The sequence below is a fragment of the Pelosinus fermentans JBW45 genome, assembly GCF_000271665.2.
Taxonomy (GTDB): domain Bacteria; phylum Bacillota; class Negativicutes; order DSM-13327; family DSM-13327; genus Pelosinus; species Pelosinus baikalensis.
The window spans coordinates 435,323-450,990 of record NZ_CP010978.1 but is presented as its reverse complement, the minus strand read 5'-3'; the positions used below and the strand labels follow the sequence as shown (position 1 = coordinate 450,990).

15 protein-coding genes are annotated in these 15,668 nt (G+C 42.3%); 6 read left to right on the top strand and 9 right to left on the bottom strand.

The features are described from left to right. Positions 1 to 143: 143 nt before the first annotated feature. Genes JBW_RS01715 through JBW_RS01705 form a run of 3 tightly spaced genes read left to right on the top strand, consistent with a single transcriptional unit; the run spans position 144 to position 3,710 of the window. Positions 144 to 1,157 carry a methyltransferase gene (locus tag JBW_RS01715; RefSeq protein ID WP_007961410.1) on the top strand — a complete coding sequence of 338 codons (1,014 nt, stop codon included), beginning with the start codon at positions 144 to 146 and terminating at the stop codon, positions 1,155 to 1,157. A 43-nt stretch (positions 1,158 to 1,200) separates the two neighbouring features. Continuing rightward, complete coding sequence (locus tag JBW_RS01710; RefSeq protein WP_007961409.1) at positions 1,201 to 3,141, top strand: TonB-dependent receptor plug domain-containing protein; 1,941 nt, start codon at positions 1,201 to 1,203, stop codon at positions 3,139 to 3,141. 59 nt (positions 3,142 to 3,200) lie between these two features. Continuing rightward, complete coding sequence (locus tag JBW_RS01705; protein ID WP_007951854.1) at positions 3,201 to 3,710, top strand: ECF transporter S component; 510 nt, start codon at positions 3,201 to 3,203, stop codon at positions 3,708 to 3,710. Between the two features lie 110 nt (positions 3,711 to 3,820). On the opposite strand, the gene JBW_RS01700 is transcribed toward JBW_RS01705, so the two are convergent. The 7 genes from JBW_RS01700 to JBW_RS01670 all read right to left on the bottom strand — a co-directional run bounded on the left by JBW_RS01700 (position 3,821) and on the right by JBW_RS01670 (position 11,416). After that, positions 3,821 to 5,008 carry an arabinose transporter gene (locus JBW_RS01700; RefSeq protein ID WP_007961407.1) on the bottom strand — a complete coding sequence of 396 codons (1,188 nt, stop codon included), beginning with the start codon at positions 5,006 to 5,008 and terminating at the stop codon, positions 3,821 to 3,823. 264 nt (positions 5,009 to 5,272) lie between these two features. Beyond that, positions 5,273 to 6,346, bottom strand: a complete 1,074-nt coding sequence (locus JBW_RS01695; protein WP_007961406.1) for a Fic family protein — start codon at positions 6,344 to 6,346, stop codon at positions 5,273 to 5,275. Positions 6,347 to 6,630: 284 nt separating this feature from the next. After that, on the bottom strand, positions 6,631 to 7,485 hold the full coding sequence (locus JBW_RS01690) for an SDR family oxidoreductase (RefSeq protein ID WP_007961404.1): 855 nt from the start codon (positions 7,483 to 7,485) through the stop codon (positions 6,631 to 6,633). A gap of 67 nt (positions 7,486 to 7,552) precedes the next feature. Next, positions 7,553 to 8,872 (bottom strand): gluconate:H+ symporter, encoded by a 1,320-nt coding sequence (locus JBW_RS01685; RefSeq protein ID WP_007961402.1) that lies wholly within the window; start codon positions 8,870 to 8,872, stop codon positions 7,553 to 7,555. After that, positions 8,863 to 9,918 (bottom strand): 5-dehydro-2-deoxygluconokinase, encoded by a 1,056-nt coding sequence (gene iolC, locus JBW_RS01680; RefSeq protein ID WP_007961400.1) that lies wholly within the window; start codon positions 9,916 to 9,918, stop codon positions 8,863 to 8,865. The genes JBW_RS01685 and iolC overlap by 10 nt, the downstream gene beginning before the upstream one ends. Before the next feature lie 29 nt (positions 9,919 to 9,947). Next, a complete protein-coding gene (locus JBW_RS01675) occupies positions 9,948 to 10,964 on the bottom strand; it encodes an alcohol dehydrogenase catalytic domain-containing protein (protein ID WP_007961398.1) in 1,017 nt (338 codons plus the stop codon). 248 nt (positions 10,965 to 11,212) lie between these two features. Further along, positions 11,213 to 11,416 carry a helix-turn-helix domain-containing protein gene (locus JBW_RS01670; RefSeq protein ID WP_144408416.1) on the bottom strand — a complete coding sequence of 68 codons (204 nt, stop codon included), beginning with the start codon at positions 11,414 to 11,416 and terminating at the stop codon, positions 11,213 to 11,215. A 153-nt stretch (positions 11,417 to 11,569) separates the two neighbouring features. Between JBW_RS01670 and JBW_RS01665 the strand changes: the two genes are divergently transcribed. The 3 genes from JBW_RS01665 to JBW_RS01655 all read left to right on the top strand — a co-directional run bounded on the left by JBW_RS01665 (position 11,570) and on the right by JBW_RS01655 (position 12,814). Continuing rightward, positions 11,570 to 11,911: a helix-turn-helix domain-containing protein gene (locus tag JBW_RS01665; protein WP_007961394.1), complete on the top strand. Its 342-nt coding sequence runs from the start codon at positions 11,570 to 11,572 to the stop codon at positions 11,909 to 11,911. A gap of 74 nt (positions 11,912 to 11,985) precedes the next feature. Continuing rightward, positions 11,986 to 12,339 carry a helix-turn-helix domain-containing protein gene (locus JBW_RS01660; RefSeq protein WP_052697323.1) on the top strand — a complete coding sequence of 118 codons (354 nt, stop codon included), beginning with the start codon at positions 11,986 to 11,988 and terminating at the stop codon, positions 12,337 to 12,339. Positions 12,340 to 12,427: 88 nt separating this feature from the next. Further along, entirely contained in the window at positions 12,428 to 12,814 is a 387-nt protein-coding gene (locus JBW_RS01655) for a helix-turn-helix domain-containing protein (protein WP_007961390.1), read from the top strand. Between the two features lie 209 nt (positions 12,815 to 13,023). Here JBW_RS01655 and JBW_RS01650 read toward each other — a convergent pair whose 3' ends face one another. Further along, the gene (locus tag JBW_RS01650; RefSeq protein WP_007961388.1) at positions 13,024 to 13,914 is read right to left on the bottom strand and encodes a restriction endonuclease; all 891 of its coding nucleotides are present in this window, start codon (positions 13,912 to 13,914) and stop codon (positions 13,024 to 13,026) included. A gap of 914 nt (positions 13,915 to 14,828) precedes the next feature. Beyond that, complete coding sequence (locus JBW_RS01645) at positions 14,829 to 15,668, bottom strand: DNA adenine methylase (RefSeq protein WP_007961386.1); 840 nt, start codon at positions 15,666 to 15,668, stop codon at positions 14,829 to 14,831.

Here is a 15,668-nt window from a genome sequence, read left to right as displayed (position 1 = left end):
AGGTGCCCTTAGGGGCTTAATAGGGAAGTCCGGTGAAATACCGGCGCGGTCTTTATTTCATTTTTTCCCGGCTTGGTAGAAGCTGTTTTTTTTAACCAATTTGTATGCCAGGCATACAAACAAATTTGAAAGAGGTGTTTACGATGGAATATCCTACCCATAGTCCCAGAAAATTTCTTGGAATGCTGCAGCAGTATAGAGAAACGCAGCTCCTATTCGCTGGCATTTCCCTTAAGGTATTTGATTACCTAAAGCACGATACATCGACAGAAAAAATCGCGTCGATGACCGGATATGATGAAAGAAACCTTACGCTCTTTCTGAACAGTCTGGCAGCAATCGGTCTACTGGAAAAAAACAATCACCAATTCCGAAATACACCAGAAACAGAGTTGTTCCTCAGTCAAAACAGCCCTTACTATTTAGGGGAATATCTGACCTTCTGGAACAAGATGACAGGACTCGACCAAGTGGAAGAACTGGTTCGCCTCGGACCCGATCCAGCCATTCAAGAACAGAATCAAGGCAAAGAGCTATTTGATTTTCGCAAGCTGGCACGCTTAACAGCAGTAGAGGCCCGTACAGGCCGCGTTCAGTCATTTTTGCGCGCTGCCGCACAATTCGTAGAGCCTACTGCCCCCCTTCGGATTTTGGATCTTGGCGGAGGGTCAGGAATGATGGCTATCGAATTTGTCCGCCAGTTCCCTTTGGCTTCCGGCGTCATTTTTGAACAGCCCGGAGTGGCCGATGTTCCTGAAGAGTTTGTGGCAGAGGGGCATCTGGAACATCGCCTATCCATCATGCGCGGCGACTTTATGACAGATCCCATCGGTGGCAATTACGACCTGATTATCGCGTCGGGAATCTTAGATTTTGCCAATGCAAATCTAAAAGAGCTGACCACGAAAATAGCACAGGCTCTCACCCCTTCAGGCTATCTTTATCTGGTCAGCCATAGAGTAAGCGACGACTATATATCGCCAAAAGAATCCATTGTTGGCTGGCTGTCGAGTCATCTTGCAGGTCTTGACATCTTACAAACCAGATCGAACATTGAGCTCGCCCTTACAAGTGCAGGTTTTCGGAAAACGGAAATCAAACCATTGGATGGTGCTATCCAAAATCTAATGGGCGAATTCTATACACTAGCCAAGTAGAGAACTTTTCCACATTTCTATAACGTATTACAGGAGGCATTTCGTGAATAAAAAACTGTTACTCCTTCTCGTTCCCTTACTCCTATCCACTGGGAAAAGCTATGCTGAAACGTCAGATTCTCATGAGTTTGAGATGCCGGAAGTCGTCGTTACCGCAACGAAAACGGCAATGAACATTCAAGACGTTCCTGCTGCCGTTGAAGTGATCACCGCGGAAGACATCCAGTCCTATGGAGCACATATCCTAAAGGATGTGATCGGTTCCGCAGCTGGGGTTAGCATCATGAGAGCAAACGGACGGGAAGCTCTTTCCATTCGAGGATTTGACGCTCGTTATTCCATGATCTTGATCGACGGGAAACGAATTCCTGCAGAACCGGACCCCTATTATGAGCTGGACCGAATCTCCCTGGAAAATGTAGAGCGCATTGAAATCGTCCGTGGACCGGTAACTTCTCTGTACGGTGCGGATGCCTTGGGCGGTGTGGTTAATATTATTACAAAAGCCGCATCAAAGGAAACCTTTACACTGCGGCTCAATCAAGGCGTTCTGGCTCGTACCGGTGACCGAAACGGGCGTTATTCCTTTACCTATGACTCCGGGAAACAGGAGAAATTCGGCATGACTCTTTCTGGCTCTTATTCTGATTCGGATGCATCCCTTAAGAGTAACGGAACAACCTATTCCCCTTTTGGCGAGCGAAAGAATATGAACGCCCGCTTTGAATACTCTCCTACAGACAAAGAAACTCTTACCTTTACGGCCTCACGTATGGAAGAAGATACTCGCGAATATGCAATCCTGCAAACCGCAATGGGGAACGTTCGTACCGATGTTCGCGATAATAACGACCGCAGTCAATATGCCCTCAGCTATACGAAAGACCTGTCTGATGGTGAACTCTATTTCAATGCCTACCGCTCCGTTTGGAATAAATACAATGACACGGTTAACCGGACAAGCGGGCAATACATAAACTCGGTCTATGGTTATACCACCATATCCGGTCTGGAAGGCCGTATTAGCAAAAAAGTATCCGACGATCACCTGCTAACCTTAGGCGGTGAATATCGTCCTGAATTGTTTCGCGGTACGGGAATTCAGACAGGACAAGGAACCTTCACCAAAGTGTTTCATGGTAAAGTCTATGAAGGTTCTGAAGTCAAAACCAACTATTCTGCCGTCTATCTGCAAGACCAATGGACTGTATCCCCGAAACTCCTTGCCGTAGCATCCGCTCGCTATGACGACAGCAACAAATTTGAAAGCAATGTGAGTCCCAAAATCGGCTTAACCTATACTCCCGAACCGGGCTGGCGCGTGAAGTTTAACGCGGGACAAGGTTTCCGGGTTCCTTCACCGAATCAATTGTACCTAAAACTGAATGTCACAAGAAACGGAAATTTAGTCAGTCTCCTTGGAAATCCGTCTCTAAAACCGGAAGACTCCACCTCCTATGATCTGTCTGTTGAACGGGATGTCGGCAACGTGAAGAGCAAACTGACCTTCTTCACCAGCAAAATCACAGATATGATCGATGAGGCTTGGGTCGACTCTGCTACGGTCAAATACCAGAATATTAACCGTGCGACGATTCAGGGAATCGAAGGCGAAATCTCTGTACCTCTATCCGACCGCTTATCCTGGTCCGGCAATTATACCTATCTGGATGCTACCAACGACTTGACGAATACTAGGCTCTACAACCGTGCACGTCACAAACTCTCTTCCCGTGTTTCCTATCGCCAGTCAGAAACGCTGACTGCTAACCTGTGGGTGGATTCCTATCTGCATTATTGGTTCCAGCCTGCTGCAAATGTATCAACCAATACATCTTATACCTTGTGGAATATGAATGTAGAAAAACAGCTTACGAAAAACCAAACAATCTTACTCGGCATCGATAATATCTTCAACCACAAGGACGATGCTCTATCCTTGCCTGGAGCCTTTATTCACGTAGACTTAACGATGAAATTATAAAAAACTTAAAAGCGTCTTTATCTATAGCAGACGCTTTCACACGACCGGGAGGTAAAACCATGCATCAGAAAGTTGTGCGAACGGCTCTACTTTTAGCCTTAATGATTGTACTGCAGTCTCTTCGACTCCTTGTCCCAGTACCGCCTTTTATATCCATGTTTGTGGTGGGCAGCGCCATCAACGCATGCCTCCTGATAGCATTGGAAATCACAGGCCCAAAAGCGGCCCTCGGAATGGCTGTTCTCGCTCCCATTGTAGCGTTCTTTCAGCAAGCCTTACCCTTACCCATCTTTATTCTGCCAGTGGCATTCACCAATATGGCATATGTACTGATTTACCATATGACCTTATCTTACAATCGCTGGCTGGCGATCATCCTTTCTTCCATCGGTAGAATGCTGATTCTTTATGCCTCAAGCTCCTGGGCTTTTTCCATCGTTGCTCTTCCAGAGAAGCAGGCTACTATATTAAAAGCCCTCATGAGCTGGCCGCAGCTAGTCACCGGAATCATTGGCGGAATCCTTTGTATGCTCCTGTTAAAACGATTAGCAAGTACGATAAATAAATAGATCGACCTAACTATGATATCGCCTCGTCTATCTTGCGGGACAACGAACCTGTCCCTGTCCCATATGATAGGATGCACTCTGTAGTGAGTCCTTGCGGAATACCGAGATTACTAATTCTCGGTATTCTTTATTGGCAGATTGTTGATGCGCATTGAACGAACTATGATAATACCAACGACGGCAGCGATAAACCCGAAAAGAAAGGTTGAAGAATAGCTAAAATTATCGGCAAGAACGCCCGCAATCGGTGCGGAAAAGGCATAGGCAATATCCTGAAACATTGCGAATCCTCCGAAAGCGGTGCCGCGCTGTTCTGGGCTAACCCTCTTTATAACTTCTACACCCATAGCCGGGTATATCATTGAACAGCCGAGACCCGTAAGTAGAGCACCAATCAATGCAAGACTATAATGAGGTGCAAGCCAAAGTAAACTTTGCCCAACGGTTTCAACCATAAGCGAAACGAGAGCGACTTTTACTCCTCCAATTTTATCGGGTAGAGCACCGAAAAGAATCCGACTTATCACAAATCCGATTCCGAATAATGAAAGACCGACACCAGCATACGGCCATCCTTGCTCTTTAAAATAAAGCAAGATAAACGCTCCGAGAACCGCAAAACCGACTCCTTGAAGCGTAACGGCAAGTCCTTGCTTCCAGATTGTTCCCAAAAGATTGAGAAACGATTTTTTCGCTTCGGTAGTTTTATGAGGAACAACTTCAGGAGAGGTGAGAAACATGATAACGCCGATAATCGGCACAATGGATGACGCTAGCATAACCGAAGCAAAGCCAAAATACTTATAGAGTGTAAGTCCCACAGGACCGCCTAATGCAAATGCGCCGTACATCGCCATCCCAAAAATCGAGAGTATCTTTCCAGAATGGCTTGGGCCGAGGCGTGAGAAATGCCAATTTGTAAGCCCGACGGTTGCCATGCTTTCTCCAATGCCGAGCAGGAGTCGGCCTGCGATAAGAATTGCGAATGCTACTGAGGCACTCATTCCACTTATAGCGGCAGCCATGCAAACAAGTGCAGCAGCCATGTAGAAGAAAAAGCCGAGCATAAAGCATTTTTTGCTACTTTTTGCATCAGCAAAATTTCCCGCGTGCTTTCTGGAAAGAATCGTTGCAACGAAGGAGACACCGACAGCGGCCCCCCCTAGCCAGTTAGGAAATTTGAGCACTTCTATTACGAATACAGAAACGACAGGAAGTGCCATCGCGACGGATAAATAAGTGAGAAAAAGTGCAAAGCCAAGTTTTGCGAGACTTTGCTTTAATGATACTTGAGACATATGACCCCCTTATACTATGCACCACCTAGCAAGAGGGTACAAAAAAAACGCACTCTCTGCCACATGGCAAAATAGTGCGTTGACTTACGTGAACGCTTACGTTATTTATTATAATATAGAGTATAGTTATTTTTTTGCAAAAAAGCAATCATTTTTTTACATACGTTGTTTTGCAATCAAATATCCAAAAAGAGAAACATAGCTCCTATTCGCTGGCTGGCGATCATCCTTTCTTCCATCGGCAGAATGCTGATTCTTTATGCCTCAAGCTCCCGCTTCTTGTACAACCTCAAATAAGCGTTTATTGAGATATATCCGTTCTTTGCCGATTTTTTGTGATGTAAGAAAGCCCGCATCTTCAAGAGCCGCTAAATAACCTGCAGCTGTTTTTCGAGAAACACTAAGACCATTTTCAATGTAAACCGTTTTAGTGTAAAATTCGTAAAACAGCAGTTCTACTAGCTCTTTGGAATACACTCGTGGCAAGACTCCCTTAATGTCTTCCCCAGTCTTGTCCACCAAAGCATTAATTCTTTTGACAAGTAATAGCGTTTCCTCTGCTGTCTGTTCAATGCCATCCAAGATAAAGAGAACCCATGCCTCCCAACCTTCCTTGGTCCTGACTTCCTGCAATAGCTGATAGTAGGCTGTTTTGTTTCGTATTATATATTTACTGAGATACAGAATGGGACTATCTAGCAGTTCCTTGAGAACTAGATATAAGACATTAATGATTCTCCCAGTTCGCCCATTGCCATCATAGAAAGGATGTATCGATTCAAATTGATAATGAATTACGGTCAATTTTACGAGTGGATCAACCGCATCATAATCATCATTCAGATACTTTTCCAAGTTAGACATCAGTTCAAGTATTTCCCGCTCACCACTGGGAGGTGTATAAACAATTTCGCCAGTTGTTTGATTTTTCAAAACCGTCCCCGGTAATCTTCTTATACCGGCACGATTTTCCTCTATGTCTTGTTGGATTGCAACAATCATATTCGTAGTTAGGACTTTTTTTGCCTTGACTAGCTCATAACCCTTCCAAAGAGCCGTCCGATAATTTACAACCTCCTTGGCAGCAGGATTATTATAATTAGATTGTGACATAGCTTTAAATAACTCATCATGTGTTGTAATGATATTTTCTATTTCAGAACTATCTTTCGCTTCATTTATAGTTACAGCATTAATAAGAATATTTTTATTTGGTATTGTATCAGCATAGCCCTTCAATTCAGCCAATGCTCGATGCGATCTGGCAAGTTGCTTTAAAACCCTTTTTGTTTCAAGATCAATATCCGGTGGTAAAAGATTTAATATATTGTCATGCATCTTATCGCCTCCTCTTTATCCCATTATATGGGTAAATTCTTTCCATATCAATATCACGTAGGTAAAAATATGAAAAAATTACCCACGTTTTAAAAACATGAGTAATCATTACCTATCATTGGAGGAATCCTTTGTACGCTCCTGTTAAAATGATTATCGAATATTATCAATAAGTAGATCCTGGAGAATAACAAATGAAGAAGAAGTTCTGCATAGTGATTGCCTGCAGGACTTCTTCCTTTTATCATGAGGGGTATACTCTCTCTACATTGTACAGTCTATTCCTACACACCCGAATAGGCGGAAAATCCGCCATCCACAGGAATCACAGCTCCATTGACAAACCCGGAAGCGGGTTCACTGAGCAGCCACAATAAGGTCCCGATCAATTCTTGGGGTTCACCGAATCGTCCCATAGGCGTTTGAGAAATCACCTTCTGGGCCCGCTCGGTTAACGTACCATCCTCACGCTGCAATAGTCCCTTGGTTTGCTCCGTCAAGAAGAATCCCGGGGCAATGGCATTGACCCGAATGTTCACCTTCGACATATGGACTGCCAGCCATTGGGTGAAATTGCTGACTGCGGCTTTGGCCCCGCTGTAGGCAGGGATCTTGGTTAAGGGAGTATAGGCATTCATGGAAGAAATGTTGATGACAATGCCCTGCTTGCGTGCCACCATATCCCGGGTAAAAATTTGCGTGGGCAGCAGGGTTCCTAAGAAATTCAGGTTAAAGACGAACTCTACCCCCTCCCGTTCCAGATCAAAAAAGGTTCGAATGCTCTCCTGCTTCTCCATATCCTCAAGGTACAAATATTCTTTCGTTGTCGTCCCTGCGGGATGATTGCCTCCTGCTCCATTCAACAAGATATCACAAGGCCCTAATTCCTTATGAATTTTGACAAGAGCCGTTGTCAGGCTGTCACGAACCAGCACATTGGCCTCTACGGCAATGGCCACGCCTCCTTCTCGGCGAATCTGTGCCGCTACCCCTTCGGCACTGGTACGATTGAGATCCACAATGGCTACTTTTGCCCCGCATTGGGCAATGGCCTTGGCAAAGGCACTCCCCAGCACACCGCCGCCTCCTGTGACAACGGCTACTTTACTCGTTAGATCCATCATAAATGGCAATTTCATTGATCATCCATCCTTTCGTTCTGTTCCATCGTCTTTCTTTTCGGCTTCTAACCTGTATACCAATCCCTTACGAGATCACGTAATGGATGAGCAGTACGCCAGCCAACCCCATAAAGGAAATGGCGGTCTCCATCACGCACCAGGAGCGTATGGTCTCTTTTACGGAAAGATTGAAGAATTCCTTAAACATCCAAAATCCCGGGTCATTGGGCGGTCCTGCCATGACACTGCCTGCCCCGGTAGCCAGAACCATAAGCTCAGGACTGACACCTGTTGCTGCAACGAGAGGCAGTACCATGCCTCCTGTTGTTAAGGCGGCTACTGTTGCCGATCCCACGGCAAGACGCAGAACGGCGGCAATCATCCACGCCAGTACTAAGGGGGAAAGCTGGGAACCTGCCATTAAAGAGGCAATGTATTTTCCCACGCCGCTGTCAATGAGCACCTGTTTAAAGGCACCACCGCCCCCCACGACTAAGAGGATCATGGCAATGGTCATGGCGGACTGCTGCACGGACTCCATCATGTCTGCCATGGTCTTTCCCCGTCTGATACCAAAGGTATAAAAGGCAACGAGAACAGCAATGAGTAAGGCCATATCCGCATTGCCCACAAAGGCAAAGAACTGGGTAATATACGATTCCTTGGGAAGAGTTAACTTAGTAAGAGAGGCTGCTGCCATTAAGAATACGGGGATCAAGGTGGTAAACAGACTGGACCCAAAACTAGGCATGTCCTCTTCCTTAAAAGACTGATGGCTATGCAGTCCTTGTGGTACAGCAGGATTCAGATCCTTCATGGTTTCATAGAAGAAGGGTCCTGCTACAATAATCGTGGGTATGGCAATCAAAAAGCCATAAATCAGGGTAAGTCCAAGATCAGCGTTAAAGATGACCGCAATAGCCGTAGGCCCTGGATGGGGCGGCAAAAAGCAATGGGTTACGGATAAGGCGGCTGCCATGGGTATGCCCACTTCCAGTAAAGGCACTTCTGCCGATAGGGCAATGGTAAAGACCAAGGGTATGAGAAGGACAAAGCCTACTTCATAGAATAAGGCAATGCCTACTATGAAGCCTGTCAGGCATACTGCCCATTTCACATATTTCCTACCGAACCGATCAATGAGGTGCATGGCAATACGCTGGGCTCCCCCGCTGTCTACCATGAGTTTTCCCAGCATGGAACCAAGGCTAATGACTAAGGCTAAATGCCCTAAGGTTCCTCCCACACCGCTTTCAATGGAATCTACTACTTTTAAGAGGGGCAGTCCTTCTGCTAAGCCGACTCCCAGAGAAACGAGAATCAAGGAGAGAAAGCTGTTGAGCTTCACACCGATAATGAGGATAAACAGGAGGACAATGCCTAAGGCTAAGATGACTAACGGCATGATCTCCCTCCTTCGATGGACTGGTTCCAGGGAATTTCCTCGATGACCGTCCCTTTCTCATTACTATCGGCAATAAAGCTTATAATTTCTTCGGCGGTAGACATAGCATCGGAGCAGCTATGACTGGATACCACTCGTGCTGCTGAGGCTGTAGCGAATTCCAGAGAAGTGGGCATTTGCCAGCCTTCTAAGATGCCATAGAGAAAGGCAGAAGCATAGGCATCTCCACCACCAAAGGATTTTAAGAGCTTTACGGAAAAGGAACCTACTTTATAGGCCTTTCGATCACTGCTATAGGCAAGGGAACCTTTCTTCCCATGTTTGATAATGACAATCTGATTCCCATGGAAGAGATAGTTGTCTGCCAGGCAGTAGTCAGGTATGTCATTGCCCTTATCCAGCATTTCCATGAGTTCAAATTCTTCCCGGGAACCCATGAGGATATCACTTCGTTGTCCTGCTAAGGAGTAGTATACGGCGATCTCAGATTTCGATTTCCAAGTATAGTTTCGGTAGTCAATATCAAAGATGATCTTGGTATCATGCTTCTTGGCATAGGTCATGGCTAAAAAGCAGGCTTCCCTGGAAGGACTCGCTGCCAAAGCAGTTCCAGAGATTAAGAGGAATTTGGCGCGCTTAATATAATCCTCGGAAATATCTGCAGGGGCTAAGGCAAGATCGGCAACGCCCTCCCGGTACATGAGAATCTGACTTTCTGTAGGACTGGAGATTTCCGTAAAGGTCAGACCTAAGACTTCTCCGCCTGAGGATGGGGTAACATGGGATACATCAATTCCTTTTTCCATAAAGTAATCGGTAACGTACTTGCCAAAGGCATCATCAGATACTTTACCGATAAAGCCGACCTTCTTGCCAAGACGGGCTAACCCCACAGCAATATTGGCAGGGGAACCGCCTACGTATTTGGTAAAGGTATTGACCTTGTCTAAGGTACGATGAATTTCATTGGGGTTTAAATCAATGGCTATACGTCCTACCGCAATGACATCGATATCTTTCTCAGGGGCAAAGGTAAACTTTTTCATGATTACAACCTCCTGTTTTTGTTTTTTATTTACAGCACCGCTATCACTTTCACAAACTTGTCAGGGAAGCCAGCCATGTTCATGACGGCATCGGGAATCTCATCAAAGATCACTACGCGAGTGATGATCTCACGTACCTGTACCTGCTTGTTTTGCAGTAAGGCAATGGCTTCAGGGAATTCATTGGCACTGGTGCGGGAACCGACGATATCCAGTTCTTTCTTGGTAATCACGGCAGTAGGGAGCGGCGTTTCTCCATTGGGCCAGCCGACTAAGGCAATGCGTCCTGCGGCAGATACATAGTCAAACATGCCATGAATGGCTCCTTTAGCTCCCGAGGCTTCAATGACTACTTCTGCCATGCGTCCCTTGGTAATGGCGGAGAGTTCCTGGATCACCTTTCCCTGTGCGGGATGCAGAGTATGGGGTATTCCAATCTCTTTTGCCAGTTCTAACCGTTTTTCTTCCACATCTACCAGAATGGGAACCGCTCCGTATACCATGGCAACTTGGGCAGCTAATAGCCCAATGGCTCCCGCCCCGATGATGAGAACATGCTCCCCTTCTTTGACTCTGGAGCGATGATTGGCATGAAGAGCGATGGTCAACGGCTCAATCATGGCAACCTCCTGCCATTCCATTTCACGAGGTACTAGATGTACTAAGTTGAGTGGATGGGTCACATACTCCGCCATGCCTCCGTCCGTCTGCACGCCTAAGACTTTTAACTGTTCGCAGCAATTGGTTCTGCCTATGCTGCAAGGATAGCACTGATAGCAAGGCAGATAGGGTTCTAACACGACTCGGTCTCCTACGATAATTCCCTTGCTGTTATCTGAAATGGACACCACTTCCCCGCCGATCTCATGACCGATGATTCGGGGGTAGCTTACCGTGGGATTGACGCCTCGATAGGCACCAATGTCTGATCCGCAAATGCCGAGGGCACGGACTTTAATGAGGACTTCACTATCATTCTTGCGTTCTGGCATGGGGATGTTTTTGATACCGATTTTGAGGGGTGAATCCAGGGTTATGACTTTCATGGTTTTGTCTCCTTTTGCTATAAAGTTTTAGATGGTATGTAACGGAACTGAAATACGAACCTCTTTTTCGAGAATAAAATGCAGAATTTTACAAATATTACTGGTATAATCTAGGTAATGAGATTTTTTTGAAGTCACTTCTTTGCTACTTAACTAGAAGGGCTTCTGATTGTTACTTTCTTTTCTTGACATGATTGATTGGTAGAGAACAAATTATCACCTCCTTAAGTGATTACATTTTATAACTTTTAGTCATAAAATTCTTCAAAAAAAAGCCACTCAACTGTTACCTTATAAAGCTTGGCAAGCTTGATCTTATTAGCATCATCAAGAGCCCTATCACCTGATTCCGCTCGAGAAAGCATTGATTGTGAGATATGAATTACCTCCGATACTTGCCTTTGTGTAAGCTTCAAGTCTTCTCTTCTTTGAATAAGCCGTTTATTTTTCAATTCAATCCACCTACATTTATAACTAATAGTCATTTTATGACCTTATTATATTATCACTTTTAGTCATATGTCAATATTTTTATGACAATTGGTTATAATTTTTATAATATTACTTTTAGTCATATTATAATAGTCTTTAGGAAGGTGATTGTAATGAAGCAGTTTGGACAAAACCTCCAAAAACTAAGAACAAATAATAATATGACCCAAGAAGATTTAGGTAAACTATTAAACGTTTCTCAAAGTACAATTGCTTATTATGAATCCGGCAAGAAACAGCCGTCATTAGAGACTGTAGTTGTTATCGCTGACTATTTTCGAGTTAGCATTGATTATCTACTTGATAGAATAGGTTCCTTTATTAACCCTGCACTACAAACAACAGGACTATCACAAGAAAATCTAGATTTATTGGGCAGACTTAATAACCTTACAGATACAGACCGTAAGGAAATTGAATCTTATATTCAGTTTAAGGAACGTAGTAAAAAATAATTAGCTACACTAACCAATAAATATTTCTCTTATCTATCCTCAAATGATATTATAACTTTAGCGTGGTGAATAAGTTGAGTACTGCTAATACTAATGTTATCTTTGGAAAAAGATTACGTGATTTAAGAGAAGAATATGGCTTATTGCAAGAAAATGTCGGCAATTGGTTTAGTATGGGCAAATCAACTATTTCCCAGTGGGAAAGCGGTAGATTACCACATGCAACGATTATCATAGAGCTTTCTAAACGATTTAATGTTACAACAGACTATTTACTTGGACTATCGCCAAATAAAAGAAATATTGAAACAACCAATGCCTATGACACTAAGGATCCAGCTCAGAATCTTCCTGAAGAAGCTCGTAAGTCCTTAGAAGACTTTAAAAAGTTCCTCTTTGAAAAGCACGGTGTTGAATATAACAAGTAAATAATAATGAAACAAATACAAGGGCTATCCCGTTACGAATTTCAATAAACTCGTAGCCAGACAGCCCATTTATATTGGTGGTGATATTATGGCTGTTAACAAAATCGCCTTTGGTAGCAGAATCATTGAACTTAGAGAATCAAAGGGATTAACACGTTATGAATTAGCTGATATATTAAAAATAGAATATCCATCATTATCAAAGTACGAAACCGATGTTAGGACTCCCAGTCCTGAGCTCATAAAAAAAATGGCTGAGTACTTCGAAGTCTCTATAGATTTCTTTTATAACCATTTAACTCCTAAAGTAGAAAATCTTAATGACTTACAAAAAATTCTTGCACAGAATGGACTAACGTTTGAGGGCTCTCCCCTTACGGATGAAGATAAACAAGCCATACTTGATATAGTCGAACTTAAATTATATAAGCGTGCTAAAGAACTTAATAAGCGAAATAAGCCAGGAAAATCGTAAAAACGATATTCCTGGCTTATTCTTAATTACTTACTATAAGATTATGAACTATCCTTATTATTTTCTTTTACAATTACATCTTTAACTTTAAATACATCCAATATTTTACCCGCAAAAACAAAGGATAAAATGGTATGAAAAATATAATTTTATAAAGTATCCCTTACCTATTTTCCCATTAAACAAGATTTCTTTCTCCCAAAATGGTTTTAAGCCATTGGCAAATGATAATCTACTATACCTTCTTGAGCAGCTTTTTCAATTTTAATTCTAAGCGCATCATGCAAATGCATTCTCCCATCAAGCACCACATACAAATCTTGCCCTGACCAAAAGATAATATTTGCACCTCGACCACTAAACTGGCGAATAACACTATCTCGGAATCCCGGAATTGATATAAACACTCCTCTTGTACTATCAAGTTTAGTATCAATCTTCTGTTTAAAGCCAGCAATTTCTTGTTCATTTGGCATATCTTTTTTCCATTTTGCTTCCACTATATAATCAAAGCCCTCAAAGCGAAAATGACCATCAATTTGTTGCGTTTCAGTTTTATACGATTTGCGATAATCAAGATCATATACGAAAAATAACTCTTTAATTATATCCTCAAGAGCGTATCCTGCTGCCTGCCTATCATCACTTGTAACATGTCGTCCAAAATCACTTTTCAAAAATTCTAATCTATTAGCCCGCTCTTCAAGAATTTTGACTCTATTTTCTGCAAGATCACGCCTTACATCTGCCTGTTTTTTTTGCTCTTCAACATATAATTGATTTGAAGACGCCAAATCTTTAAGATTACGAAGAGCATCCAGTCCAGCATTTCTATCAGCTACATTAGAGTCAGGAAGATTTCTTAGTTTACAAAGATTGGTCAATATTTTTCTTTGAATTACTCTACCATCTTCACTTTCACTCAATTCCTCTAAAACACGACGTGCCCAAACAAATTTGTATTCATGCCTATACTTATCTACTAATTGTTTGTGAACACCTGCTGAGATCATAAATGAAGCTACCATGTCTTTAAGGTGAAAGCACCTACCGATGCATTGTATTATTTGCTCATTAACCTCAAATGGAATTTCCCCCAATTTTTTCTCCTCCAGTACACGATACTAAACATAAATTATAATACTAATTTCTCTCTATTGGGTTAATTTTCCTACTAAATTATCAGAACAGAATGCTATTCAACGAATTGATAATGGTAAAATCCATAACAATAGTAAAACTATATAATTATATGGTTATAATTAAGAAGCATTACAATTGATTTCCTATGTTCTTGCATGATTTTATTCGATTAATCATCATTTACTATTAATCGAATATGCCACTTAAACAACTACATTTTAATTATTTAGAATATCATTATCGCCTTAATATAAAGGTGAATAAATTCTAACAGAAATTTTTAATTAGGCTTAATGAATATACCTATATTGTAATTTAATCCCGTAGGTTAGTTACTTTCCTTCTTGCTTGACAAGTATAATCATTAAATAAAAAGATTAGCCGTTACGTAAGCGTCAAAGCAATTCTTTTCATACTTTGTTTATTTCAGTAATTCAATCAACAAAGTAACCTCTTCTATTAGTAATTTTAGTGCGCAGTTTCAACTAATTTAAGAACGAAGTCGCTTGACGCTTATGAAAGTTTTTTCTCTATCCATTGATTAATACTTTTTTCTTTTCTCTTCCGAGTAGCAGATCGCCATTTTACACGTAATCCCTTGAAGGTGCAGATACCTTCTTTTAAGTGGTATCGGTTGGTACCTTTGGCTTTTCAATCTCAATGAATTTAAGCCCATCAAATTATCGTCTCGCATCAATTGATACTAAGAATATTCGACATGAAAAGGTAGATTTCTTTTGAAAATAGATGATCATTTAAAGCATTTTATTATCAAATTAATGATGCACCTCTGCTTTGCACACGAACTGACACCAAGCTTCCCCCAATCATTCGTCCCCACCCCCTGTACATCCATGCAACTCGGACAACTTTACCAAACAAAAGAATCTTCCGAGATCTTCGTAATAACCAATTCCTTCCCCCGAACACTGAATCTGGCGTTATGCTGAATATCGTACCCAGTCATAAAGTATTGCCTATAGATATCTCGTATTAGTTCGCAATCATCATAAGTAATAATCCAAGGAATATCCCTTAAGTGTTCAGTTATTACCTGTTCAAGATTTCTATGGTCAGACTCTTTGAAGTAATTTGTATAAAGTTGACTCCCTTTAATAACGTATGGGGGGTCAATATTGAAAAACGCAGTATTTTTCAGAAATTGTAAACGGTTAATAATCAAATCACTTGCATCGCAATTATACAGCGAAATGCGATTTTTCAGCAAAGCTATATTCGCAATTTTCTTTTTTATCTCTTCTTTGTTGAATCGGCAATCCAGTTTATATGCGCCGCTCTGCGTTACTCCGCCAATTGGTCCGCCTTTAATAACGCCAGAAAAGTTCACGCGATTTAAAAATAATGTTGCGAAGCCATCGCTCAAAGCATCCGCATCACAGTCTTTATACACTGCCTTTTGTCTTTCTCGCTCATCAATAGTAATGGGCGTATCTGTGATCTTTCTAAGTAAGTCATCTGTACTGTAAAGCACTGAATGCCAAAAGTGATAAATATGAGAATCGAAATCATTCAATACGACGGATTGCACAATGTTGTCGTACAACAAAGCAATCCCTATACCGAATCCACCTGCGAAAGGTTCAACGTAAGTTCTATTCCCCATCGCATTGCTTTCAATAAGAGTTTTAACCTTTTCGTAGATTTTTGATTTGCCGCCCGGATAGCGAAGCGGCGAAAGTGATTTAGCCAT

Bases quoted from the DNA above. Each gene is read 5' to 3' on its own strand.
- JBW_RS01715 (WP_007961410.1), top strand. From the start codon at position 144: ATGGAATATCCTACCCATAGTCCCAGAAAATTTCTTGGAATGCTGCAG.
- JBW_RS01705 (WP_007951854.1), top strand. From the start codon at position 3,201: ATGCATCAGAAAGTTGTGCGAACGGCTCTACTTTTAGCCTTAATGATT.
- JBW_RS01700 (WP_007961407.1), bottom strand. From the start codon at position 5,008: ATGTCTCAAGTATCATTAAAGCAAAGTCTCGCAAAACTTGGCTTTGCA.
- JBW_RS01695 (WP_007961406.1), bottom strand. From the start codon at position 6,346: ATGCATGACAATATATTAAATCTTTTACCACCGGATATTGATCTTGAA.
- JBW_RS01690 (WP_007961404.1), bottom strand. From the start codon at position 7,485: ATGAAATTGCCATTTATGATGGATCTAACGAGTAAAGTAGCCGTTGTC.
- JBW_RS01685 (WP_007961402.1), bottom strand. From the start codon at position 8,872: ATGCCGTTAGTCATCTTAGCCTTAGGCATTGTCCTCCTGTTTATCCTC.
- iolC (WP_007961400.1), bottom strand. From the start codon at position 9,918: ATGAAAAAGTTTACCTTTGCCCCTGAGAAAGATATCGATGTCATTGCG.
- JBW_RS01675 (WP_007961398.1), bottom strand. From the start codon at position 10,964: ATGAAAGTCATAACCCTGGATTCACCCCTCAAAATCGGTATCAAAAAC.
- JBW_RS01665 (WP_007961394.1), top strand. From the start codon at position 11,570: ATGAAGCAGTTTGGACAAAACCTCCAAAAACTAAGAACAAATAATAAT.
- JBW_RS01655 (WP_007961390.1), top strand. From the start codon at position 12,428: ATGGCTGTTAACAAAATCGCCTTTGGTAGCAGAATCATTGAACTTAGA.
- JBW_RS01645 (WP_007961386.1), bottom strand. From the start codon at position 15,668: ATGGCTAAATCACTTTCGCCGCTTCGCTATCCGGGCGGCAAATCAAAA.